This is a genomic window from Ruegeria sp. YTSC192, assembly GCF_059609705.1.
Genome location: NZ_JBXWMG010000009.1, coordinates 110,428 through 134,718, shown reverse-complemented (window position 1 = coordinate 134,718; position 24,291 = coordinate 110,428). Strand labels below are relative to the sequence as shown.

The following is a 24,291-nucleotide window of genomic DNA, read 5'->3' as shown; positions in this document are numbered from 1 at the left end:
TCGGATCATTGAACAAACGCAGGGACGGGTTCCATAGAACGCACGATTTTCCGCTTCATCTGGAAATATTCCAAACGCGACCAGTTGATTCTGCTGGCCGTGACCTCGACATTGTTCCCGCTGCTCTATCTGACGCTTGAGCTGCCCAAACGCATTATCAATGACGCGATCGGTGCTTCGAGCAGTGTGGTTCAGGTTTGGGGCTACAGCTTGCCGCAGACGAATTTCCTGATCATACTTTGTTTTGCCTTTCTGGCGGCGGTGTTGGCCCACGGCCTGATGAAAATGCGCATCAACACCATGAAAGGTGCCCTGAGCGAGCGCATGCTGCGCCGCTTTCGCTATCAATTGATCAGCCGCGCCCTGCGCTTTCCTCAGCCCTATTTTGAGAGGGTCAGCCAGGGTGAGATGGTCTCGATGATCACCGCCGAAAGCGAGCCGATGGGTGGGTTGATGGGGGATGCGATCAGCCAGCCGGTTCTTCAGGCGGGGCAGATGATCACCATCCTGTCGTTTCTGTTCCTGCAAAGCGTCTGGTTCGGTCTGGCCGCGGTGGCGCTAATCCCCGTGCAGGCCTGGCTGATTCCCAAGCTGCAACGCCAGATCAACCTTCTCAATAAAAAGCGCATTCAGGAGGTGCGCATCCTTGCCGCCCAGATCGGTGAGAACGCGGCGGGGGCCTCGACCCTGCGCGCAAATGGGGGCTGGCGCTATCGCCGGGCGATGATTTCGGATCAACTGGGGCGTCTGTTCGGGATCCGGTTCGAGATCTACCAGAAGAAGTTCTTTATGAAGTTCATAAACAACTTCATCTCTCAGTTGACGCCGTTCATGTTTTATCTGGTGGGCGGTCTGCTGGTCCTGCAAGGCTCGGTCTCGCTGGGCGCGTTGGTGGCGGCGCTGGCGGCGTACAAGGACCTCAGCTCTCCGTGGAAGGAACTGCTGACCTATTACAACCAGACGCAGGACATGTCTTTGCGCTGGGATGTGGTGCTGGAACGGTTTGCACCGACCGGAATGCAGGATGAATCGCTGTTTGAAGGTGAACCAAAAACCCGCCCGCATCTTGATGGCGACATCGCTTTGGACCGGGTGTCAGTGCGAGATATGGACGGAAACCAGATCCTGGACGATCTGAACCTGACCTTCCCGCGTGGTCAAACGATCGGCATCGCCGCGCCCAGCGAAGAAGACCGCCGCGCCATTGCCGAGCTGCTGACCCGTGAGATTTTGCCAAGCGCTGGGCAGGTGCGGATTGGCGCGCAGAATCTGGCCGAGCTTCATCAGGGCGTCGTCGCCGCGCGGATCGGCTATGCCTCATCTCGACCGGTGATGTTTCAGGGATCGCTGGGCGACAACGTGATGATGCCGATGCGCTACAAGCCCCTGTCGGAAGTAGGCGACGATCCCGGTTTTGCCGAAACCTTGCGGGCAGGCAACAGCGCCGACCCCTTCAAGGCCGAGTGGCTGGACCCGTCTCTTGCAGGGCTGGAAACGGCGGATGCCCTGCGGGATTGGTGGCTGCAGTTGATTGATGGAATGGGGTCAGGCGCGGCCTTGTTCCAGCGCGGGGCCGAGCAGGTTTTCGACGCAGCATTGCATCCGGAACTGGCGCAGAAACTGGTGAAACTGCGCCCGTTGGTACAGCAGGCGGTGAAGAAGGCTGGGCTTGAGCAGCAGGCGCTGATCTTCGACAAGACGACCTATAACCCGGCCTTGCCTGTGGCCGAGAACCTGCTGTTTGCCACGCCCCGCGTGCCAGTCACGCAAGCGCTGTTGGCACAGCAGAGGGTCTTTCTGGGTCAATTGCGCGAATTGGGATTGGATGAGACCCTGATCGCCCTGACCCGTGATGTGATTGACTTACTGCGCCAGATCTTCGGGCTGGATGGGACGGATCACCCCCTGTTTCGCAAGCTGGGGCTTGAGGCTCAGACCTACGAGACAGCTGTTGAACTGGTCGAACGCACCCGCAAGGAAGGCGCCGAGGGTCTGGATGACGAACAGCTGGCCACCTTACTGGCGGTGCCTTTGGTCGTCTCGGCCGAACAGATCGGTCCGGCCTTTTCGGATGAGTTGAAAGATCGCATTCTGGAGCTGCGTCACAGCCACTCGGAAAAGCTGTTACAGCCGTTGATGGACGTGTTCGTGCCGCTTGACCCCGAGGCCACAGCACCCGGCCTGACCGTGATGGAGAACGCGCTGTTCGGCAAGGTCAGCGAGATCGGCGGCGCGCGCTCGGACGAGGTGCGCAAGCTGATCGTCGACGTTCTGGCCGAACACGGCGCGCGTTCGTTGGTGATTGAGCTGATCTATGACGTGCCGGTCGCGCTTGGCGGTCAAAACCTGCCTGCGGTTTTTGCTGAACCCCTGGCGTTTACCCGTGCGACGATCAAGAAACCCGATATTCTGATTTTGGAGAACGCGCTGGCCAGTTATGACATGCAAACGCAGGTCGCAGTCTATAAAAACCTACGCGCGCTGTTGCCCGAAACCACGGTCATCTATCTGAACGACCAATTCCAAAGCCCCGATGTTTTCGACATGTATGTCGAAATCCGTCAGGGTCGCGTCGTCTCGGACGAAGGGCCGGGGGATGTGGAAGAGGACAGCGCGGCTTCGGCCGACCTGGCACGCAAACTGCGCGCGTTGGAACAGACCCCGCTGTTTTCGGGCCTTGATCGGCGGCAATTGCGCCTGCTGGCCTTTGGGGCGCGGTGGTTTGAGGCCTCTGCCGGGCAGGTGATCTTCCTCAAGGATGACCAACCGACGGATGGTGCCTACGTCGTTCTCGAAGGCGAGGCAGGTCTGTATCTGCCCAAATCGGGCACGCCAGATGAGCTGATCCTACGCGTCGGGCCGGGGGCGTTGGTGGGCGAGTTGGGCTTGATCCGCAAAGAACCCCGAGCGCTGAGTATGGTGTCTGAAACCGACCTGTCCTGCCTGCGCATCGGGGAAGAGGAATTCCTGGCCGTGGTCGAGAACGACGCGGCGACAGCGTTCAAGCTGCTGCAGGTGGTTGCGGGATATGTATCGAACTAGAGCCGTTTTGGGTTAGGCGTGGAACGCCGTCATGTCAGTCTTTCGGCTGACAGAACTGTTGATAGAGCAACTCGATCACCTGTTTCGTGTTGCCGTCTGCAAGCGAATAAAACACCGTTTTCCCGGCGCGCCGGGTCGAGACCAACCTGTCCTCGCGCAGGCGGGCCAGCATCTGGCTGACGGCCGCCTGTCGGATTTGCAAAAGCACTTCTAGCTCCCCGACCGATTTCTCTCCGTCTCCGAGATGGCACAGGATCATCAGCCGCCCTTCATGGGACAGCGTTTTCAAAAACGCCGCAGCACGGGTTGCGTTCTCTTTCATTTCGGCCAATTCGACCGAACGTCTTGCGGGGTTGTCGTCGAGTGTCACCATTCAACCGTTCTTTGAACCATAGATTCTGACAATATGCCCCAAGAAACGTTATAGTGTCACCCCTCGGTCGCCGGAGCCCCGCCCTGGAACGCGTTGCCATTGGCATAATCGCACGGTTCTTCCTGCATCTGAAGGTGAAGCTCGTTACCTTTGTAAGGGTGCGCGCGGGCCAGATCTTCGTCCACCTCGATCCCAAGCCCCGCCCCGGTTGGAGGGGTCACGAAACCGTCCTCGACCCGGATCGAGCCCTTGATCAACTGGTCATGGAACGGCGTTTCGATGGTTTCCAGCAGCAACAGGTTCGGGATGGAGGCCGCCAGATGGATGTTCGCAGCCCACTCCAACGGTCCGGCATATAGATGCGGAGCCATCTGCGCATTGAACATTTCGGCCATTGCGGCGACTTTCTTCATTTCCCAGATGCCGCCTGCACGCCCTAGCGCCGGTTGCAGAATCTCGGCCGCGCCCGCGCGTAGAACCGCGCCAAATTCGGCCTTGGTCGTCATGCGTTCTCCGGTCGCCACTGGGATGCGGACGTTTCGGGCAACGCGGGCCATGTCCTCGATATTGTCGGGCGGGGTGGGTTCTTCGAACCAAAGCGGAGAGTATGGTTCAATCGCCTGACCCAGCCGGATGGCACCGGCGGTGTTGAACTGGCCATGGGTGCCGAACAGCAGATCGGCCTTGTCGCCCACCGCCTCGCGGATCGCTTTGCAAAACGCAACGGACATAGAGATGTCGGACATCGCAGGCATGTGGCCGCCCCGGATCGTATAGGGCCCGGCGGGGTCGAACTTGACGGCGGTATAACCGCGACGAACTGCATCGGCCGCAGCCTCAGCCGCCTGTTCGGGCGAGGTCCAGAAATCGGTCAGGTTGTGCTGGGGCAGGGGGTAGAGGTAGGTATAGGCGCGGATACGGTTATTTATCTTGCCGCCCAACAACGCATAGACCGGGCGGTCGCGGTCTTTGCCCAGAATGTCCCAGCACGCGATCTCAAGCCCCGAAAACGCCCCCATGACAGTCAGGTCCGGGCGCTGCGTAAAGCCCGAGGAATAGGCGCGGCGGAACATCAGCTCGATGTTTTCCGGATTCTCGCCCAGCATGTGGCGGTCAAACACATCCCGGATCACGTGGCGCATGGCGTCGGGGCCAATGGACGAGGCATAGCACTCACCCCAGCCGGTAATGCCGGTATCCGTGGTCAGCTTGACCAGAATCCAATAGCGCCCGCCCCAACCGGGGGCTGGCGGGGCCGTGACAATGATATCGAGGTCTTGCAGTTTCATTCTAACCCTCTCGTGCTTTGTCAAAGGCGATAAGTTCGCGGTCAATCTCGGCCACCACCTCGGCGCTGCCGAAGAATGCCATATCCGGCGCGTTGACATCATCCATGAATGCCTGAATTTCGATCAGCGCTGGCTTGCCGTCGAAACTGCCCTCGATCTGCCAACGGCTGCTCTGGTCCACGGGCAAATCCGACAGGTTGTCCGCGATCTGGGTGACCAGAGCGTCGGGCAGTCCAAACCGGGGATTGTTGGCGAGGCCGGTCAGAAATGGCGGGACCTCTGCCAGATCAAAATTCATCGACGTTTCCGAGGTGGAGGGCGCAGGTTTCGCTGCCTCGGGTTTGAACAGATCGGTCAGGAAACGCAGCATCGGCCTACCTGTCGAACAGGATCACGTTGCGCTTGGCCGATCCGGTCTTGGTATCGGCAATCGCGTCGTTGATCTGATCCAGAGACCAGCGTCCCGAGATTAGTTCATCCAGTTTCAGCCGTCCTTGCTCATAAAGGTCGATCATCCAGGGGATGTCGCGCTGGATGACCACGTCGCCCATCTTTGACCCCACCAGACCCTGACCAAGCGCGGCAAGGATCACCGGCTCATAGCGGGCTTCGTCCCCGGAATGGGGCATGCCGATCATCACGGCCTTGCCGCCCAGACCCAGATATCGTGGGGCTTGATCATAGGCGGGGATCGCGCCAACGGTGATCAAAACCGCATCTGCGCCGCGTCCGCCCAGCGCTTCGTGGGCCGCTTTCCAAGGCTCTTTCAGGCTGGCGAGGACGCCGTGGGTGGCCCCGAATTCCTTGGCGATCGCAAGCTTCTCTTCGGTCATGTCGACCGCAACGATACGCCGCGCGCCGGCGATCCGCGCGCCTTGGATGGCGTTAAGGCCCACTCCGCCCGCGCCGATCACCACCACGTCTTGCCCGGGGCGCAAACCTGCGGCGTTGACTGCCGCGCCGACCCCGGTGATCACGCCACAAGACAACAGGCTGGCGAGGTCTTTGGGCAGGGTTTCAGGTATCCGGACGATCTGCCGGTGGCTGACCACGACTTTCTCGGCGAAGGCACCGCAGGCCATCGCCTGTTCCAAAGGTCCACCGTCGCTTGTGCGCAAGGGACCTTTGACCGTGTCATAGGGGGTTTCGCAGATCGTGGGCTTGCCGCCCGCGCAAGAGGGGCAAGAGCCGCAAGCCCGGATCAGTGTGACGACCACCGGATCGCCCAGTTTGAAATCCCCTGCGGCCTCGCCCACTGCGCTGATGACCCCGGCGGCCTCATGCCCGTAGACAGCGGGCAGAAATCCGCCCCATGCGCCGTCGGCAAATGAAATATCCGAATGGCAGATGGCCACCGCGTCCAGTGTAACCTCGACCTCGCCGGTGCCGGGGGCGGCCAGTTGCACCTCTTCTATGGTCAGAGGTTCCCCGAACGCCCGGCATACGGCGGCTTTGATGGTTTGCATGTTGTCCCTCACTCCGTTTGTTTTACGGTGGCGCGGGAATTGGCATCTCGCAAGACGGAAACCGTCACAGGTATGTCGCTGTTACGCTACGGTAGGTCGGGCGCGCAGAAACAGGATGAATCCGGCAGCCATGAGAACCAGAGCAAACAGAAAGGGCGCTCCGGGCAGGTAGATCGCAGTGTCGGGGCGGATGAACCACGCAAACACGCTGGTCATCAACAGCGGCGAGATCACCATGGACAAGGCGTGCAGAGACGTCAGAACACCCTGAAGCTCGCCCTGTTGCGAATCCGGTGTCGCGCGTGAGGTCAGTGCCTGCAGGGCGGGCGTGATCACGGCGCCCAAGGCGGTGATCGGGATCAACATCAAGGCGATAGTGCCATTGGTCAGGAAGGCCAGTAGGGCGAAGCTGATGATCTCGAAAACCATGCCGCAGATGATGGTCATACGTTCCCCAAGATGACGTGTCGCGGGTCTGATCAAACCGCCCTGAACGGCGGCCATGCCAATGCCATAGATGCCCAGCGATACCCCGATCATCTGCGGCGACCACCCGAAACGCTCGGTCGTGAAATAGGACCAGATCGCCGGGTAGACGTAGATTGACACCGAGTAGAGGAAATAGACCCACAGCAGGGGGCGAATTCCCGGCAGGGCGGCAATGGCCTTTAGGGCGTTGACAGGGTTGGCGCGTCGCAGGCTGAAGGCGCGGCGGGTTTTGTCTGTGACCGTTTCGGGCATGACCATTAGCCCGAGGCCGAATGAGAGGGCTGAAAGTGCCGCAGCCGCCCAGAATGGCGCGCGGGTTCCGTATTCGGCAAGCAGCCCACCCATCACGGGGCCCAGAACAAATCCCATGCCGAAGGCCGCGCCCAGCAGGCCGAAATTGGCTGCTTTGTCTTCTGGTTTCGAGACATCGGCCATGAATGCAGCTGCGGTCGCGTGGGTCGCGGCCGTGATGCCGCCGACAAGTCGACCGATCAAAAGCAACCAGATGCTGCCCGCGATGGCCATGACCACATAGTCCAAAGCCATCACAAACAACGAAACCAGCAAGACACGCCGACGGCCATAGGCGTCTGACAGGTTGCCCAGAATAGGACCGAACACGAATTGCATGGCGGCAAAAGCGGTGCTGAGGACGCCTCCCCAAAGCGCGGCGTCAGCAAGCGTTCCGCCCTGCACCTCGACGATCAGTTGCGGCATGATCGGCATCACAAGGCCAATACCCATCGCGTCAATCATGACGGTCAGAAGAACAAAGACAAATGGAAGACGCATGGAACCCGGCTATTTGACCCGTCGCTCACCCTAGAGGGGCCAGCAGGATGAGGGAAGGGCGTAAAGACTCCAACCCGGACGACGCCTCGTCAGTGGGTTACAGCTTGTCCGACAGCTCATCCAGTATCTGCGCCAGTTGGCGGGGGTGTGAGAAGAACGGAGAGTGTGAGCTGTCGATATCCCTTCGCAAATGGGCCGGAATCCGGGCGCTCATGTCTTGCTGATAGGCCGGAGGGATAGTGTGATCTTCGGTTGTACGGATATAGGCCTTTGGGACCCGGTCAAAGTGATCCCCTATTGAAAGCGGTGTGTCCTGCGGCTTGATGGCCTGCGGGCATAGCCGGGCGAATGCATAGGGCAGGGTGTCGGGCGTGCAATCATGATAAAACAGGTCCTGAACGCGGTCGGGATGCACAGTATAGGACAGCCCGTCGGTGGATTTGTCGACCGCATCGCCAATGGTCTGTACCGGACCACGTCTGCGCATGTCGACCAGAGACAACCCGTCCTGCGGGACATAGGCGCAAAGATAGATCAGAGCGCGCATGGCGCGCGGGTCAGCCTCGGCTGCGGCGCTGATCGGATAGCCGCCCCAGGAATGCCCGACAATGATCGTGTCCGGTGTCGAGGCCGCCAGTACCGCATCCCTGCAACTCTCCAGCGTGACTTCGCAGATCGGGGTCGGGTCCGCGCCGTGGCTGGGCATGTCGATTGCACGGGCGGAGTGGCCGAAACCCTCAAGCTCGGGTATCAGGTCGCGCCAGCACCAGGCGCCGTGACAGGATCCATGGACCAACAGAAACTCGGCCAAGGGACGCTCCTTCAGATGTGACCGATCTCGGTCAGGAATTGCCGCAACAGGGCGGCGTATTCGGCGGGTTTTTCGACGCAAGGCAGATGGCCTGCCCGGCGTATCAGTTCGAACCGCGAGCCGGGGATCAGGTCCACCGTTTCGCGTACCAGATCAGGCGGGGTCGAGCCGTCCTCGTTGCCTGCAATCCCAAGTGTGGGCAGGCGCAGGCCGCTGGTCGGCGTATAGAAATCGGTGCCCGCAATGGCCGCACAACAGCCCAGATACCCTTCGACCGGTTGGCTGACCATCATCTCGCGCCATGCGAGGTGTTGGTTGGTGGCCCGGAAATCGCGCGAGAACCACCGCTCCATCGTCGCATCGGCCAGCGCTTCGATCCCGCCGGTGCGGACGGCCTCCATCCGGTCCTGCCAGATTTTCGGCATTCCGATCTTGGCAGCGGTGTTCGACAGTACCAGTGCGCGGACCTGATCCATCCGTTTCACCGCCAGCCCTTGGCCAATCATACCACCAATCGACAAGCCGACGAAGACGCAATCGCGGACGTTGAGGTGATCCAACAGTGCCTCGGCATCGCGGATCAGCGCGCCCATAGCGTAAGGCGCAGGCGGGGCCGAGGATTGTCCGTGGCCGCGCTTGTCATAGCGAATGATCCGCAGCCCGTCGGGCAGATGTGGCAGCACATCGTCCCACAGGTGCAGATTGGTGCCCAGCGAATTTGCAAACACGATGGGCGCACCGTCTGGCGCGCCATCAATCCGGTAGTTCAGCTGAACGCCACCCAGATCAGCGATCGTCATGCTTTGATTCCTTGCTCGGCCTTTGCGTGCAGATTGCACACACCCGATATGGGTGTCAGGTCAGGAATTCCAACGCACGCGCAAAGACGGTGGGATCAACATTCCCGCCCGAGGCAACAACGATCACGTCATCCCCTTCGATCTGGTCCTTGCGAAACAGCGCCGAGGCCAGCGACACCGCACCGCCCGGCTCTAGCACGATCTTGAGGCGTAGAAAGGCCAGCGCCATGGCATGCAGCGCCTCGTCCTCGGTCACGGAAAGGCCGGGCCCGCAGAGGTGGTTGAGAATTGGGAAGGTGATATCACCCGGTTGTGGGGTCAGGATTGCGTCGCAAATGTTGCCTGAGGTGGCTGAATTGCCTTGGATCTGCCCCGCTTCGAGCGAGCGTTTGACATCGTCGAATCCGTCCGGCTCACACGGGCGGGCGCGCAGACCGGGGGCGTGAGCCTCAAGCGCAAGCGCGATGCCCGAGGTCAGACCTCCGCCGCCGCAACAGACCAAAACGTCGGCATTGGACACGCCTGCGGTGTTGGCTTGTCGCGCGATCTCAAGCCCGGCGGTGCCTTGCCCTGCGATGACTTGGGGTTCGTCGTAGGGGCGAATCAGCGTCAGTCCGCGTTCGGAGGCCAGCGCATTTCCAATCTCTTCGCGGCTTTCCGTGGCTCGGTCGTACAGAACAACTTCACCGCCCAAAGCGCGGGTATTGTCGATCTTTAGCTGAGGTGCATCCGAAGGCATGATGATGACCGAGGAGATCCCATGCTTCGCTGCCGCCAGAGCCACCCCCTGCGCATGATTGCCCGAGGAATAGGCGATCACGCCGCGCTGTCTTGCCGCCTCGCTCAGCGCCGAGATAGCAGACCATGCGCCGCGGAATTTAAAGCTACCGGTGTGTTGCAGGCATTCGGGTTTGACCCACACCCGCCGCCCGGCGATTTCGTCCAGAAAGGGTGAGGTCAGAAGGGGCGTCTCGCGGACGTGCCCTTGCAGTCGATGGGCGGCGGCTTCGATCAGGTCTAGTGTACTCATGCTTGGTCCAGAATTTTGTGAATAACGGTGAGGGATTGCGGTTCATCCAGAAAGGGCACATGGCCACGATCCGGGATTTCGGCCGTGATCAGGTCCGGATGGCGGGCCTGCATCTGTTTTAGTGTTGCCTGACTGAGGATGTCCGAGTTTGCGCCGCGCAGAACGCCCGTCGGAATGCCCTGTAGTGCCTCAAAGAAGGGCCACAAATCGGGCATGGGGCCAGCTGCGGCCTGTTCCACCAGGGCCGCGCGCAGGGCTGGATCATAGCGCAAGGCCAGCCCCTCGGGCGTTTCCTTATACTGGTTTTCGGCTTGCAAACGCCAGATTTCCAGTGGGACGCCTGGAAAATGCGGCTCCATCACCGCTTTCAGGACGACGGCGGCCTCGTCATAGGTCTTTGAGGTGGGTGCTACGCCCACATAGTCCATGATCCGGGCAAGGCCTGCAGGCTCGATCACCGGACCAACGTCATTCAGGATCACACCCGCCAGCCGGTCTGGTTGCAGGGTCGCGAGCGTCATCGCAATCATCCCGCCGCGCGACGTACCCAGCACCACCGCTCGGTCGAGGGACAGATAATCCAGCAGCTCGACCACATCCTGAGTTTCACGCAAGACGTTGTAGTTCGCGTTGTTCGGATCATGATCCGACTGCCCGCGCCCCCGCGCATCCAGAGTGATCAGGCGGGTATCGGCCATATGCGGCGCAAGCCGCGAGAAATCACGCCCGTTGCGCGTCAGCCCGGCCAGACACAGAAGGGGTATGCCAGTGCCGTAGTCTTCATAGTGCAACCGAAGACCATCGGACGTCTTGAATTCAGCCATTACAGCCCGGCCAGTTCGGGGATCGAGGTCAGGTCGGACAGAACATGCGCCGGTTTCCACGGCAGCCGGTCCATGGGTTCGCCCGCGCGATTGACCCATGCGGTGACAAAGCCGTAACCGCTGGCTCCTGCAGCGTCCCAACCGTTTGAGCTGACGAACAGAACCTCATCTCGGGTGCAGCCGAACCGGTCTTGGACCAGATCATAGACCTTGGCGTGGGGTTTGAAGATGCCGACGCTTTCGACCGACAGCACATCGTCCAGCACATCGCCAATACCGGCCGATTGCACCGCGCCATCCAACATAGGGGGCGACCCGTTCGACAGAATCGCCGTCTGCAACCCACCCTGTTTCAGGGTCTGCAGCATCTGGGGCACCTCGGGATAGGCGCGCAACTCCCAGTAAAGATCCAGCAGCCGCTGGCGCAGTCTGGCATCCCCTTGCAACCCAGTCGCCTCGAGCGCCCAGTCCAGCCCGTCTTGTGTGACATCCCAGAAATCACAATGAGCGTCAGCCACGGCGCGCAGCCATGTGTATTGCAACTGCTTCAGCCGCCAATGGTTGGCCAAATCCGGCCATGTGTCGCGTAAAGCCTCAAAGCCCGGCTCGGCTGCGGCCTGACGTGCAGCAGCGGCCACGTCGAACAATGTGCCGTAGGCGTCAAAAACACAGGTCGTGATTGCCATCTGCTCTCTTTCCTTTTTCCGGCGCAAAGTGGCACAAGAGAGCGGCGCAGGAAAGAGCCATGGCCCTACAACATCGTGTCAACCGTCCGTGGGGCAGATCGTGGCGAGTGCCCGAAATAAGTCTCACTTTGACCAACGCTGCGTGGTGCCCCAATGACAGCAACGCGGACAAAGCCGGACTTTTGGGATTTCGCATGCTGGTGACGCAGAAAGTGTTCGCGCCAGCAGCAATGTGTTTTCGGCAATGCAGCGGACACCAATTTGCGAGCGTTTGCACGGGCATAAACCGGTAAAGCCCAAACCGCCCTTTCACTGCGGTCAGCACTGACCATCGTGGAGTGCAACGTTGCGGAAAGGGTCGAGCTCAAGCCGAACCTTGATACAACATCAAGCCTGTCGATCTGTCCGAAAGTACTCATCTATCAAGGCAAGAGGTACCGGAGGGTGGTTTCGCAAAAAACAAGCATCTCTCAAATTGTACGTTTTTGTAGGATCGAACCATGTCCCGAGCGTTAGTGCAGAACATGATCTGGGCTTTGTGTATCTATACCGGAGTCTACTTCACGGAGCAGCGCTAAACTGATACGGCCCGCAACACCTGATCACGCGTCAGGTCATCTCGTGTGCCTTTGGCCATGACTTCGCCACGTCGCAACACAACAAACCTGTCAGCCAGATCATAGGCGAATTCGAAATACTGCTCGACTAAGACAATTGCCATTCCGCTCGTCTCTCTGAGGTGCCGGATCACTTCGCCAATCTGTTGGATTATGTTTGGCTGAATACCTTCGGTTGGCTCATCCAGCAGCAGCAGGCGCGGTTTTGTGATCAGTGCACGTGCGATGGCCAACTGTTGCTGCTGCCCGCCAGAAAGGTCGCCCCCACGCCGGTTCTGCATTTTTTTGAGGACCGGGAACATATCAAATATATCATCCGGGACGAAATGTTCGCTGGCGGGCAAACAGGAGAAGCCTGTTTCCAGATTTTCTCGAACCGTGAGCAATGGGAATATTTCGCGACCTTGGGGGACATATGCCACACCTTTCCAGGCCATCTGATGAGCAGGCAGAATACCCAATTGCTTTCCGTCAAGCTCCAGTTCGCCACCGGAACGGGGATGCGCCCCTGAGATTGCCTTCATCAGACTGGTTTTTCCGACACCGTTGGTCCCCATGACGCACGTTACTTCACCCTGTACGGCTTTCATGGAAATCCCGTTTAGGATTTGCGAGTGCCCATAGTGCAAAGTCAGATCGGTCAGCTTCAACATTTTCTAGCGCCCCAGATAGACGTCTATGACGTCCTGATTTGATGTCACGTGATCCAGATTGCCCTCGGCCAATACGGATCCTTCATGCAAAACCGTGACTTTGCAGTTCAGGCGCCTGACAAACTCCATGTCATGTTCAACGACCACAACCGCGCGGGTCTTTGCGGCTTGAACTAGCAAGTCTGTGGTATGTTCACGCTCTTGCGGGGTCATGCCTGCAGCAGGTTCGTCAACCAATAGCAGCCGTGGGTCCTGCGCAAGCAGCATGCCAATTTCCAACCATTGCTTTTGCCCGTGGCTCAGTTCACCTGACTTCCGACTCAGTTCGTGATACAGCCCAATTTCGGTGGCCAGGTCCTCGACCTTCTGCAAATCACTCTTGGATGGACGGTAAAGCAGCACACCAATCCAGCCACGATTTTTCTTTAGCGCCATTAGTAGATTATCGCGCACGGACTGATCCTCAAAAACCGTGGGCTTCTGAAACTTCCGCCCGATTCCCGCCTGCGCGATTTTTGCCTCGGTCATATCCAACAAAGATATGCACTTTTCACCCCATATGACCCTTCCCTCATCTGGTCGGGTCTTGCCGGTGATGATGTCCATAAACGTAGTCTTGCCGGCCCCATTCGGGCCGATCACGGAACGTAGCTCTGCGTCACCAATCTGGAAGGACAGGTTGTTGATGGCGCGGAACCCGTCGAAGGTAACCGATACGCCACTTACCTCTAACAAGGTGCTCATAGGCTAGCCTCTTTCTCACGCAAAGCGCCTTCATCGGGTCCCAGATTGGCACCATGCCGATCGGGATGACGCTGGTTGGTATACAAGTCGAACAATCCTCCGATACCTTGCGGAGCAAACAGCGTTACCAGCACAAAAGACACACCCAGCAGCACTTGCCACCAGTCAACCCATTTGATCGTGTAAAAACCAAGCGGAATATCCGGTGCCTGCCCGCCCGTGAACCAGGTGCTCAGAAGGCTGACAAAAGCTGCGCCAATCACAGCGCCGTACAAGCGGCCCCGCCCGCCGATGGCGACCCATACGGCCAGATAGATCGAAGCGATGGGGGCCATCTCTTCGGGGTTGATAATGCCAGCCTGCGGGTAATAGAGCGCGCCCGCGATTGCGGCGATGCAAGCCGTAAGGGTGAAGACAGCCAACTTGTAAACCTCGACCGAATAGCCGAGGAACCGAACCCGCGCCTCGTTGTCTCGAATGCCGCGCAGGACTGAGCCGAACTTGCCCGACACGATCCATGCCGCCAGCATGTAACCCAGTCCCAACGCCAAAGCCGAAGCCCATAGGAACCAGAGCGAAACAACGTCTTGAGAGACCGCGACACCGGGGAGGTTTTGCAAACCGGACAAGCCATTGTTGCCGCGCAAGCCGCTGTCGTTCTGAAACAGATACAAAGCCAGAGCCAGCGTCATAGCTTGCGTCAGGATCGACAGATAGACGCCGGTCACACGACTGCGGAAGGCCAGCCAGCCAAAGATCAGCGCCAGCAGGCCAGGCACCACAACGACCAGTAACAACTGCAGTGTCAAGCTGTGCGAAAACGCCCAGATCAGCGGGAATTCGGATGATCCGACTACGCCGAAAATCTGAGTGCCAATGGCGTCCACAACTTCGGTAGGCGTTGGCGGGATATCGGCTTGTGACAATGATTCGACCACGATCAGCCGAGTGCGTTCGTACATCAGCCACATGCCGATCATATAGCCTCCGAGCCCGAAGAAAGCGAAATGGCCTAGTGATAGAATGCCGGTGAAACCCCAAACCAGATCCATCGCAACAGCGATCAAACACAGGCACAGGGTCTTGCCCAGCGTTTTGACGAAACTGGTTGAGATCACACCGATCCCGAACCCTTCGGACAGGACAGTTACGCCCAGAGTGAACAGCGACAGGAGGGCCAGAAAGACCAGCACAGATGGGTTCTTGACGACAAAACTACGTTCCATGGCTCAATCCCCCGCCGCGCGACCCTTAAGGGCGATGATGCCCCGTGGCCGGAACTGGATGAAAATGATGATGAAGATGATCATGTAGGTTTGCGCCGCCAGCGTGTTCGACGGGTTCAACCATTCGATCCCCTTTTGCAGGAACCCGATCATCCCCGCGCCTGCCAGCGCGCCCCAGATGTTGCCGACACCACCGACAACTACAGTCATGAAACTTTGCACGATATAGTCGTTGCCCAGATCCGACGTGACTTTGGCGAACAAGCCAATTGCGACCCCGGCAATCCCGGCAATGCCAGAACCCAGACCGAATGTCAGCATATTCACCCTCCCCGGATTGATCCCCATCGACCCCGCCATGCGTGGGTTCTGCGTGACCGCACGCATCTCAAGCCCCAGCCTTGTCCGTTTCATGATGTAAAGGAACAGCCCCAGAAAAATCAGCGCCAGCACGACGATCGCAATACGGATATAGCTGATCGAAACCACATCGTTCATCACCCAGGCACCGTCCAGCCAACCCGGCGCAGTCAGAGGGCGGGCCTGTGTACCAAAAATGTTCTTGGCAAGCTGTTGCAAGGCAATCGAGATACCAAAGGTCGCCAGCAGTGTTTCCAGCGGGCGGGCATAAAGCCAACGGATCACCAGGCGCTCCATGGCGACGCCCATGGCAAACGTGACGGCGAAGGCCATTGGGATGGCGACGATGATCGATACCGTATGGTCGGGAACGTATTGCTGAACGACATAGCCCGTATAGGCGCCCATCATGATGAATTCGCCATGGGCCATGTTGATTACACCCATCACTCCGAAAGTGATGGCTAACCCAATGGCGGCAAGGAAATAGATCGAGGCCAGAGAGACTGCGTCCAACGTCAGGTCGAGCGCCTGGTTTAGGCCAACTCTCAGTTCGATCTTCTTTAGCGCTTTTTCGGCAGCGGCGGTTACTTCGGTGGACGGCTCGGCATAAGCCTCAAAGAACACATGCGCACCCAGCGCCGTGTCGATATCGGCCTCAGTTACCAGCGCAGGAACAAGTCCGGCTTCGGCCAGAGTGCTGTAGGCTTGCGCGCGCGCAGTATTCTCGTTCAGTTGCGCGACCGGGATACCCCCTACGCGACCACCGTCGATGTTTGCAGCCAAAGCCAGGCGGATGTCGTCAGGCAACACAGGGGCCGCAGCCAAGTCACTCGCGACCAACAGGTGGTATGCGTCGTCCCAGGACAAAGCGTCTGATCCGGGTTCCAAAATGATGGCGACGTTAACATCCGATGGCAGGTCCGCAGCGGCCTTTCGTGAGGTAGCCACTAACGGGTTCAGCGCCGCGCGGACGTCGACACCCAGATCGTTCGACATCTCTTCAATTGCAGCCACGCGGGCCACAACGTCTTCGCCATATCCAATAGTCAGCAGCCGTTCGAGACGTTGCTTCTGGGCCCTCAAATCCACATCTGGCTCATCCTCGATCGAGGCACGAAGAGGTTCGAGCAGTGCGCCCTCGGGATCACGTTGAATGGATTTTAGTGCGGCCAGGCGCTTTTTTCGGTCCGGGTCGGTCAACTGGAACTGCACTAGAGCTGTTCCAATCATAGCGCGGACACCGCTGTTGGGTTTCAATTGCTTCAGGTCGGATTTCTCAAACGTGCCGACCACTTCGCCCGTGTCGAAATCAGTCAGTTCGTACAATCGCCCTTCGGCCTTTGTTCCGGCAAAGAACAGACCGTCAGACTTGCGCATCCACATATCTTTGGCGGCCCATGTCTCAAGCATCACCTGCGCTTGCGGCAGCCCACTGGCGGCAAGCGCATCAATCGCCGGTTTGATCGTCTTGCGCGAGCTTTTGACAATGATCTCCTGATGATCCTGCAAGATCGGCTGCAGGCCACGCTCTTGCGCGTTGGCGTTCAGGCAGGCGAAGAGAATTGCCAGGCCCGCAAGGAATAGTCTTAACATGTGGTGAAACCCGCGTGTATTTGGGCAAGGCGGGCGATCACACCCGCCTTGCGTACGATTTAGTAGTTTGACAAAGTCTGAACGCAGCTTTCGGTCTCGGTGTTGTACATACCGCAACCCAGCTCTTTCCAATCCGAGATCAGAATTGCCGATTCTGGCAGGAAGTCAGTCCATGCATCACCCGGAACGACGTCGGTTTCGCTGATGATATCGAACTGACCGTCTTCCTGAATCTCACCGATCAGAACCGGCTTGGCCAGGTGGTGGTTCGGCAGCATTACGGCAGTGCCACCGGTCAGGTTCGGGAATTCCTGCCCGTACATGGCGGCGCGCACGGCATCCACTTCGGTCGATCCGGCCTCGGTCGCGGCGTTTACCCACATGTTGAAGCCAATGTAATGCGCCTCCATCGGGTCATTGGTCACCCGTTCGTCACCCATGGTGGCTTTCCAGGTTTCGACAAATTCGGCATTCACATCAGTATCCGCCGACTGGAAATAGTTCCAAGCCGCTAAGTGACCGACGAGGTTCGCGGTATCCAGACCGGACAGTTCTTCTTCACCAACCGAAAAGGCCACGACAGGAATGTCATCTGCCGAAACACCAGCTGCGGCCAGTTCTTTGTAGAAACCAATGTTGGCGTCTCCGTTGATGGTCGAGATCACACCAACCTTTTTGCCATCTTCGCCCAGTGCAACGACGTCAGATACGATCTTGGACCAGTCAGAATGGCCAAAGGGGGTGTAGTTGACGAATATATCCGCGTCCGCAATACCCTTTTGCTTAAGGTAGCTTTCCAGAATATTATTGGTGGTCCTGGGGTAGACATAATCCGTGCCGAGCAGCGCGAACTTCTCAACCCCCAGTTCCTCTAGGAAATAATCGGTCGCAGGTATCGCCTGCTGGTTCGGGGCAGCACCGGTGTAAAAGACATTTTTAGAGCTTTCTTCGCCCTCATACTGAACCGGATAGAACAGCAGACCGTTCAGCTCTTCGATCACTGGCAGTACTGATTTGCGGCTGACCGAAGTCCAGTTACCAAAGATCACATCCACCTCGTGGACGGTCAGCAGCTCGCGCGCTTTTTCCGCGAAAAGCGGCCAATCCGATGCGGGATCCACAACAACGGCCTCAAGCTGCTTGCCCAAAAGACCACCTTTGGCGTTTTGCTGGTCGATCAGCATCAGCATGGTGTCTTTCAGAGTAGTCTCCGAGATTGCCATCGTGCCCGACAGCGAATGCAGCACTCCGACCTTAATCGTGTCTTCGTCTGACAACGCAGCGGTGGCTATGGCAGCAAAGACAACCGATCCGGCGAGCGTGGATTTGAGCGATTTCATGTAATCCTCCTGGCGGGGCCGGGAGAGAGGGCTTGCGCAAAGGCACACTCTTCTTCTACCTGATCCCCGCAACTGTTGTTGCGTTCCGTGTGGCGGTTGTGTTCGAGGTCCAATTCGCGCAGCCGTCACACACCCCCGGGTCATCTCCGCGGTGGCACCCTTACGATTTCTGCATTGCAGCAAAGTTGGCAACTTACCTTTAGCCCAATTTGGGAAATCGGCGAGAAGCGCATATTTTTTCATCTAAGCCGGAGGTTGCTGTCTAAAATTTAGACACGCGATGTGGAAACAAGCAGATTCCGACACTGCAGATTAGTGTTCTGACACTTCAACAGAGAAACAGGTGGCACCAAACGACGCGCTAAAGGTGCCCTATTACACAAGTTGCAGCCATATTGCCCACGCACAGCGCGGTACCGCCACGTGCTGCAGGCACTGTCAGCTTAAGCACCAAGCAATTGGGCAACAGGACTGTGCTGGACAGTTTTCGCCAGTCCGGGTCCCTTAAATGCCTGTTCCCCAGAACGATCACACCCGATCTTGATGCGGTTCTTCTGAACACGGCGGGCGGCGTGACCGGAGGCGATTCATTCCGGTTTTCTTGCAAGGCAGCAAAAAGCACGGCACTAACCTTGACGACACAAGCCTGCGAGCGCGCCTACAAAGCGCAGCCCAATGAACGAGGCCAGATTGCAAATCACTTGACGGTTGAAGCTGGTGCCCGGCTGAACTGGTTGCCGCAAGAGACCATTCTGTACAACGGCAGCGCTTTGGACCGACGCCTCAGGATCGACTTGGCGCTCAATGCTGAAATGCTGATGGTAGAGCCGCTGGTCTTTGGGCGCATTGCCATGGGCGAGACGCTGACGGACATTCGCTTGCGCGATCGGATCGAGATTCGGCGCGAAGACACGCCAGTGTTTCTCGATGCGATTAGATTCTCTGGTGATTGGCATACGCATTTATCCAAGCCGCATATTGCAAACGGTGCAGGGGCGATGGCGCTAGTCGTCTTAGCGTCAAGTTCCGCCGAAGGTCATCTGAAACCTGCCCGAGAAATGTTACCGGACATCGCCGGGGTAACCCTGATCCGGAAAGACTTATTGGTCATTCGCATTCTGGCCAGCAACAGCTTTGCTCTGCGCCGAACGCTGATACCAATTCTACGCCGTCTGAACAAAGACACATTGCCCCGATGCTGGATGCTCTGACATGAACCTGACCCCTCGTGAAAAAGACAAATTGCTGGTCGCCATGGCCGCCGAGGTCGCTCGCAAACGGTTGGCCCGTGGCGTCAAGCTGAACCACCCCGAGGCCATTGCGTTGATAACCGACGCCGTAGTCGAAGGTGCCCGCGATGGCCGTTCGGTCGCCGACATGATGCAAGCCGGGGCCGAAGTGATCTCCCGTGACCAATGCATGGAAGGCGTGCCCGAGATGATCCACGAGGTGCAGGTCGAAGCTACTTTCCCGGATGGCACAAAACTTGTGACTGTTCATAACCCCATTCGCTAATTTCCAAAGGAGTTCTGCATGAACCGTATGCTGTTTCCCGCTCTCATTCTGGCTGGTCCGGCCATGGCCCATTCGGATACCCAAGTTCACGCCCATGGCAGTGACTACGCCGCGCTCGCAGCTGGGTTGGCTTTGATCGCGGTCATCGCCATTACCGCAATTTTGAAGCTGCCTAAATGATCCCGGGTGAGATCTTTCCGGCCGAGGGATCACTGACGCTGAACGCGGGGCGCAGTGGCCGTCTTGTTGTTGTCGCCAATACCGGCGATCGACCAATACAGGTCGGCAGCCATTATCATTTTTCCGAAGCAAACCCGGCTCTGGATTTTGATCGGTATGCAGCTTTGGGGATGCGGTTGGACATCCCGGCGGGCACCGCGGTGCGATTTGAACCAGGCCAAACTCGCGAAGTTATACTGGTGCCATATGAGGGTCGCCGACACATCTACGGTTTCAATATGCACATCATGGGGGCTTTGAAAAATGCCGGGCAAGATCAGTCGGAGTGACTATGCCTCCATGTTCGGCCCTACGGTCGGCGACAAAGTACGATTGGCAGATACCGATCTGATCATCGAAGTAGAAAAAGACCTGATCGTAGAGCGCGCAACGACTGCGCGTTTCAGCGAGACGGGCCACCGAGAAGATGTCTATGGTGAAGAGGTCAAGTTCGGTGGCGGAAAAGTCATTCGAGATGGGATGGGGCAATCCCAGGCCACGCGAGCCGAAGGCGCCGTGGATACGGTGATCACCAATGCTTTGATCGTGGATCACTCGGGTATCTACAAGGCGGATGTCGGTCTAAAGGACGGGCGCATCGCGAAGATTGGCAAAGCCGGAAATCCGGATACACAGCCCGGCGTAGACATCATCATCGGCCCCGGTACAGAGGCCATCGCTGGCGAGGGTCGCATCCTGACGGCTGGCGGGTTCGACAGCCATATTCACTTCATCTGCCCTCAACAGATAGAGGACGCGCTGCATTCTGGCCTGACGACCATGCTTGGTGGTGGCACTGGCCCGGCACATGGCACTCTGGCGACCACATGCACCCCGGGCCCATGGCATATCGGCCGGATGTTGCAGGCGGCGGATGCTTTCCCCATGAACCTTGCTTTTGCGGGCAAGGGAAATGCTTCGCTTCCCGCTGCTCTGGAGGAACAGGTAAGAGCCGGGGCTTGTTCCCTGAAACTGCACGAGGACTGGGGCACGACCCCGGCAGCCATCGACTGCTGCCTTTCGGTCGCTGATGCGATGGACGTTCAGGTGATGATCCACACCGACACGCTCAACGAGTCAGGGTTTGTTGAAAATACAGTTGCCGCGATAAAGGGCCGTACTATCCACGCTTTCCATACCGAAGGCGCGGGCGGCGGCCACGCCCCCGACATCATCAAAATCTGTGGTGAGGACCATGTCCTACCCTCCTCTACCAACCCGACGCGGCCCTTTACGGTGAACACGGTCGAGGAACATCTCGACATGTTGATGGTCTGCCATCACCTTGACAAATCCATCCCCGAGGACGTGGCTTTTGCTGAAAGCCGCATCCGGCGTGAAACCATCGCGGCTGAAGATATCCTGCACGACATGGGCGCGTTCAGCATCATCGCGTCCGACAGCCAGGCTATGGGCCGCGTGGGCGAGGTGTTGATCCGTACATGGCAAACCGCTGACAAGATGAAGAAACAGCGAGGCCGCCTGCCGGAGGAATCCGGTGACAACGACAACCTGCGCGTTCGCCGTTACATCGCCAAATACACGATTAACCCTGCTGTTGCCCATGGCCTCAGCCACGAGATTGGCAGTATCGAGGAAGGAAAACGCGCCGACCTAGTTCTATGGGACCCTGCCTTTTTTGGAGTGAAGCCTGAGATGGTTTTGCTGGGCGGCACCATCGTTTGTGCACAGATGGGTGATCCGAATGCTTCGATTCCCACACCGCAGCCTGTTTATAGTCGGCCAATGTTCGGTGCCTATGGTCGATCCGTTGAAAACTCGGCCATCACCTTTGTGTCGCAAGCCGCGTTGGCGGACGGGATCGGTGATACACTTGGATTGGCAAAGCAGACCGTCGCGGTCCAAAACACGCGAGAGATTGGCAAACAGGATCTTCTGCTCAACAACGCGACACCTCATGTCGAAGTTGATCCAGAAACCTACGAAGTCCGGGCAGATGGCGAATTGCTGACCTGCCAACCCGCCGAAGTGCTGCCAATGGCACAGCGATACTTTATGTTCTGACTAAAAATTATGCTGCATTGCACCGCGCGCAACGCAGAAATGACCAAACACCCACTTCAATGTGAGGCCGATATGACAGATATTAATGCCCAAGGGAGGACCAACGTTTACGAGGGTCCAAATGGCACACTCAGCAACACAATCTCACGCACGCTTTTCGCTGCCCGGTCTGATCGCGTCCATCGCAGCATCAGTCTACGGGGCTCTGATCAGCGTGGCCGAAGCTCAATCGCGCGTTCGGCAAGTCGAATTCCTGCAATCGCTAAGCGACGAAGAGTTGAAAAAACGCGGCCTATCACGCGAACGGATCGTGCACCGGGTGTTTGCGGATTCAATCTGGCTCTGACCATTTCTGCTCCAGAGGAGGCGACGGTATGACCGCCCTGCTCTGCACCGCACGCCGTTACTCGGATCACAAGCACGGCGACTCTGCAGATTGCCTGTCGCTGACTTATGACGATCGGTTTTTGCGCCGCAAGGTTCTGACCTGTGAAAGTGGCGAGGAAATTCTTGTCGATCTGGCGCAAACCACCTCGTTGAACCACGGTGGCGCGTTGGTTCTGGACGACGGGCGCGAAGTGGAAATACAGGCTGCACCTGAAGCACTGCTAGAGGTTTCTGCTCCGGACCTGACGCGCGTCGCGTGGCATATCGGCAATCGCCACACTCCGTGTCAGATCGAAAAGGACCGTCTGCTGATCCAGGTCGATCATGTGATCCGAGATATGCTTCTGAAAATCGGAGCCACAGTGCGCGAAGTGCACGAACCGTTCAACCCCGAAGGCGGAGCCTATGGCCATGGCAGGACACATGGCCACGCCCACTGACGCCGATATCCTGACGCTGACCCAGTGGTTGTCTCCTGCATATCCTGTGGGGGGCTTTGCTTATTCTCATGGGTTGGAAGCTGCAATTGAAGAAGGAGCGGTCGCCAGTTCCCAAGACGCCGAAGCCTGGATTTCAGATGCACTGGAACACGGATCTGGATGGAATGATGCTTTGTTCGTAGTGTCCGCATACAACGCGCAGGACAAAGATGAACTTGTCAGCATCGATGCCAATGCACGGGCTATCTGCGCGTCATCCGAAAGGAAAATGGAAACCGAACTGCTGGGACAGGCATTCGGGACTGTCACAGGAGATGTCTGGAATTTAGACATCCAACAGCTTTCCTATCCAGTTTCAGTAGGCCACGCCGCGCGTCTGCAGCAGCTCCCCCTGCTACTGACGACAAAAATGTATCTGCAAGCATTCGCATGCAACTTGGTCGCTTGCGCAACGCGCCTTGTGCCGTTGGGGCAAACCGATGCTCAGAAACTGATCCGAAATTTGACACCGCTATGTGCTCATATCGCCGAAAAGACGCAAATGGCGAGTTTAGAAGAATTGAGTTCGACTGCGTTCCTAACGGACATCGCGTCGATGAAACACGAAATACAGTATTCAAGGATATTCCGAACATGAGCAGTATGAACGGCCCTCTTCGCGTTGGCATTGGTGGCCCGGTTGGGGCGGGAAAGACCACTTTGACTGCTGCCTTATCTGAAACCCTGCGCGATGTTTGTTCAGTGGGCGTCATCACCAATGACATTTATACGCAGGAGGATGCCGAAGCGCTGGTGCGCATGCAGGTCCTTCCCCAAGATAGGATTATCGGCGTCGAAACGGGCGGTTGCCCACACACAGCAATCCGCGAGGATGCATCCATAAACCTTGCAGCGGTTGCTGAAATGCAAGAACGCCATCCCGATCTCGATGTCGTTCTGATCGAAAGCGGCGGCGACAACCTGTCGGCTACTTTCAGTCCGGAACTCGCAGACCTTACGATCTATGTGATCGACGTCGCCGCTGGAGAGGAAATCCCACGAAAAGGCGGACCGGCAATAACAAAATCCGACATCCTGGTCATAAACAAAACCGATCTGGCGCCGTATGTTGGCGCTTCACTGGAGGTCATGGAAAGAGATGCAGCCAGAATGCGCAAAGGACGGCCATTTTTGTTCTCGTCTCTTCGCCACAAAAAGGGGGTTAGTGCAATTGTTGACCTCCTGGTGAAACAGGGGGGGGTGATAGTCTCAGCAGGGAGTTAGCTGCAAGATCGAAGATGCCGAATTGTCGGCACCTAAGCGAACGGCCGCATTGGACTGAGAGCTACGAATACAACGATAGAGTTCCGCAGGTGCAGCAATGATGGCATGGGGTTCTCTTTTGTTAACTGCGCAGCGAACTTAGTTCCGTTTCGGCCACAAAGGAAAGTTCTGCTGCCAAAAAGGAAGAACTATGGGCGGCGCATCATGATAGGTTCTGGTGGAGCCTGGGGGAAACGCCGCCTAACGCCTAATGCACTGATAATAAACATTATTGTAGTGTGTCGGTTTGCAGTGTGCCTCACCT

General features: G+C 57.9%; 25 protein-coding genes. 10 read left to right on the top strand and 15 right to left on the bottom strand.

Annotation, left to right across the window (positions count from 1 at the left end):
• The first annotated feature begins 45 nt into the window (after positions 1-45).
• Entirely contained in the window at positions 46-3,042 is a 2,997-nt protein-coding gene (locus tag AC2FD8_RS14120; protein ID WP_496857134.1) for an ABC transporter transmembrane domain-containing protein, read from the top strand.
• A gap of 34 nt (positions 3,043-3,076) precedes the next feature.
• Here the strand turns inward: AC2FD8_RS14120 and AC2FD8_RS14115 are convergent, their stop codons facing one another.
• The 15 genes from AC2FD8_RS14115 to urtA all read right to left on the bottom strand — a co-directional run bounded on the left by AC2FD8_RS14115 (position 3,077) and on the right by urtA (position 18,138).
• On the bottom strand, positions 3,077-3,415 hold the full coding sequence (locus tag AC2FD8_RS14115) for an ArsR/SmtB family transcription factor (RefSeq protein ID WP_496856896.1): 339 nt from the start codon (positions 3,413-3,415) through the stop codon (positions 3,077-3,079).
• A gap of 56 nt (positions 3,416-3,471) precedes the next feature.
• Positions 3,472-4,704 (bottom strand): mandelate racemase/muconate lactonizing enzyme family protein, encoded by a 1,233-nt coding sequence (locus AC2FD8_RS14110; protein ID WP_496856898.1) that lies wholly within the window; start codon positions 4,702-4,704, stop codon positions 3,472-3,474.
• 1 nt (position 4,705) lies between these two features.
• Positions 4,706-5,074, bottom strand: coding sequence for a hypothetical protein (locus AC2FD8_RS14105; RefSeq protein ID WP_496856899.1), 369 nt, complete (start codon positions 5,072-5,074; stop codon positions 4,706-4,708).
• Between the two features lie 4 nt (positions 5,075-5,078).
• Positions 5,079-6,170, bottom strand: a complete 1,092-nt coding sequence (locus AC2FD8_RS14100) for a Zn-dependent alcohol dehydrogenase (RefSeq protein WP_496856901.1) — start codon at positions 6,168-6,170, stop codon at positions 5,079-5,081.
• Positions 6,171-6,251: 81 nt separating this feature from the next.
• Positions 6,252-7,451, bottom strand: a complete 1,200-nt coding sequence (locus AC2FD8_RS14095) for a TCR/Tet family MFS transporter (protein ID WP_496856903.1) — start codon at positions 7,449-7,451, stop codon at positions 6,252-6,254.
• A gap of 97 nt (positions 7,452-7,548) precedes the next feature.
• Positions 7,549-8,262, bottom strand: coding sequence for an alpha/beta fold hydrolase (locus AC2FD8_RS14090; RefSeq protein ID WP_496856905.1), 714 nt, complete (start codon positions 8,260-8,262; stop codon positions 7,549-7,551).
• 11 nt (positions 8,263-8,273) lie between these two features.
• Positions 8,274-9,062, bottom strand: coding sequence for a 3-oxoadipate enol-lactonase (gene pcaD / locus AC2FD8_RS14085; protein WP_496856907.1), 789 nt, complete (start codon positions 9,060-9,062; stop codon positions 8,274-8,276).
• Between the two features lie 55 nt (positions 9,063-9,117).
• Positions 9,118-10,092 (bottom strand): threonine ammonia-lyase, encoded by a 975-nt coding sequence (locus AC2FD8_RS14080; RefSeq protein WP_496856909.1) that lies wholly within the window; start codon positions 10,090-10,092, stop codon positions 9,118-9,120.
• Positions 10,089-10,916 carry an alpha/beta fold hydrolase gene (locus AC2FD8_RS14075; protein ID WP_496856911.1) on the bottom strand — a complete coding sequence of 276 codons (828 nt, stop codon included), beginning with the start codon at positions 10,914-10,916 and terminating at the stop codon, positions 10,089-10,091. The genes AC2FD8_RS14080 and AC2FD8_RS14075 overlap by 4 nt, the downstream gene beginning before the upstream one ends.
• Entirely contained in the window at positions 10,916-11,602 is a 687-nt protein-coding gene (locus AC2FD8_RS14070; protein WP_496856913.1) for a haloacid dehalogenase type II, read from the bottom strand. The genes AC2FD8_RS14075 and AC2FD8_RS14070 overlap by 1 nt, the downstream gene beginning before the upstream one ends.
• Positions 11,603-12,176: 574 nt before the next feature.
• Positions 12,177-12,872: an urea ABC transporter ATP-binding subunit UrtE gene (gene urtE / locus AC2FD8_RS14065; RefSeq protein ID WP_496856914.1), complete on the bottom strand. Its 696-nt coding sequence runs from the start codon at positions 12,870-12,872 to the stop codon at positions 12,177-12,179.
• A gap of 3 nt (positions 12,873-12,875) precedes the next feature.
• The gene (gene urtD, locus AC2FD8_RS14060) at positions 12,876-13,616 is read right to left on the bottom strand and encodes an urea ABC transporter ATP-binding protein UrtD (RefSeq protein WP_496856916.1); all 741 of its coding nucleotides are present in this window, start codon (positions 13,614-13,616) and stop codon (positions 12,876-12,878) included.
• Positions 13,613-14,842, bottom strand: coding sequence for an urea ABC transporter permease subunit UrtC (urtC, locus tag AC2FD8_RS14055; RefSeq protein WP_496856918.1), 1,230 nt, complete (start codon positions 14,840-14,842; stop codon positions 13,613-13,615). The genes urtD and urtC overlap by 4 nt, the downstream gene beginning before the upstream one ends.
• Before the next feature lie 3 nt (positions 14,843-14,845).
• Entirely contained in the window at positions 14,846-16,798 is a 1,953-nt protein-coding gene (gene urtB / locus AC2FD8_RS14050; protein WP_496856920.1) for an urea ABC transporter permease subunit UrtB, read from the bottom strand.
• A gap of 59 nt (positions 16,799-16,857) precedes the next feature.
• Positions 16,858-18,138, bottom strand: a complete 1,281-nt coding sequence (gene urtA / locus AC2FD8_RS14045) for an urea ABC transporter substrate-binding protein (RefSeq protein ID WP_496856922.1) — start codon at positions 18,136-18,138, stop codon at positions 16,858-16,860.
• A 395-nt stretch (positions 18,139-18,533) separates the two neighbouring features.
• Here urtA and AC2FD8_RS14040 point away from each other — a divergent pair, with 395 nt between their 5' ends.
• From AC2FD8_RS14040 to ureG, 9 genes are all read left to right on the top strand, one after another.
• The gene (locus AC2FD8_RS14040; RefSeq protein ID WP_496856923.1) at positions 18,534-19,349 is read left to right on the top strand and encodes an urease accessory protein UreD; all 816 of its coding nucleotides are present in this window, start codon (positions 18,534-18,536) and stop codon (positions 19,347-19,349) included.
• A 1-nt stretch (position 19,350) separates the two neighbouring features.
• Positions 19,351-19,653: an urease subunit gamma gene (locus tag AC2FD8_RS14035; protein WP_058272437.1), complete on the top strand. Its 303-nt coding sequence runs from the start codon at positions 19,351-19,353 to the stop codon at positions 19,651-19,653.
• A gap of 18 nt (positions 19,654-19,671) precedes the next feature.
• The gene (locus tag AC2FD8_RS14030) at positions 19,672-19,833 is read left to right on the top strand and encodes a hypothetical protein (protein ID WP_496856925.1); all 162 of its coding nucleotides are present in this window, start codon (positions 19,672-19,674) and stop codon (positions 19,831-19,833) included.
• Positions 19,830-20,162 carry an urease subunit beta gene (locus AC2FD8_RS14025; protein WP_496856927.1) on the top strand — a complete coding sequence of 111 codons (333 nt, stop codon included), beginning with the start codon at positions 19,830-19,832 and terminating at the stop codon, positions 20,160-20,162. The genes AC2FD8_RS14030 and AC2FD8_RS14025 overlap by 4 nt, the downstream gene beginning before the upstream one ends.
• Positions 20,137-21,897, top strand: a complete 1,761-nt coding sequence (ureC, locus tag AC2FD8_RS14020) for an urease subunit alpha (RefSeq protein ID WP_496724937.1) — start codon at positions 20,137-20,139, stop codon at positions 21,895-21,897. Before AC2FD8_RS14025 ends, ureC begins: the two co-directional genes overlap by 26 nt.
• 121 nt (positions 21,898-22,018) lie before the next feature.
• Complete coding sequence (locus tag AC2FD8_RS14015; protein WP_109312318.1) at positions 22,019-22,243, top strand: DUF1127 domain-containing protein; 225 nt, start codon at positions 22,019-22,021, stop codon at positions 22,241-22,243.
• Between the two features lie 28 nt (positions 22,244-22,271).
• Positions 22,272-22,724, top strand: coding sequence for an urease accessory protein UreE (gene ureE / locus AC2FD8_RS14010; protein WP_496856930.1), 453 nt, complete (start codon positions 22,272-22,274; stop codon positions 22,722-22,724).
• Entirely contained in the window at positions 22,708-23,361 is a 654-nt protein-coding gene (locus AC2FD8_RS14005; protein WP_496856932.1) for an urease accessory protein UreF, read from the top strand. The genes ureE and AC2FD8_RS14005 overlap by 17 nt, the downstream gene beginning before the upstream one ends.
• Complete coding sequence (gene ureG / locus AC2FD8_RS14000) at positions 23,358-23,987, top strand: urease accessory protein UreG (protein WP_496856934.1); 630 nt, start codon at positions 23,358-23,360, stop codon at positions 23,985-23,987. Before AC2FD8_RS14005 ends, ureG begins: the two co-directional genes overlap by 4 nt.
• Positions 23,988-24,291: the final 304 nt, after the last annotated feature.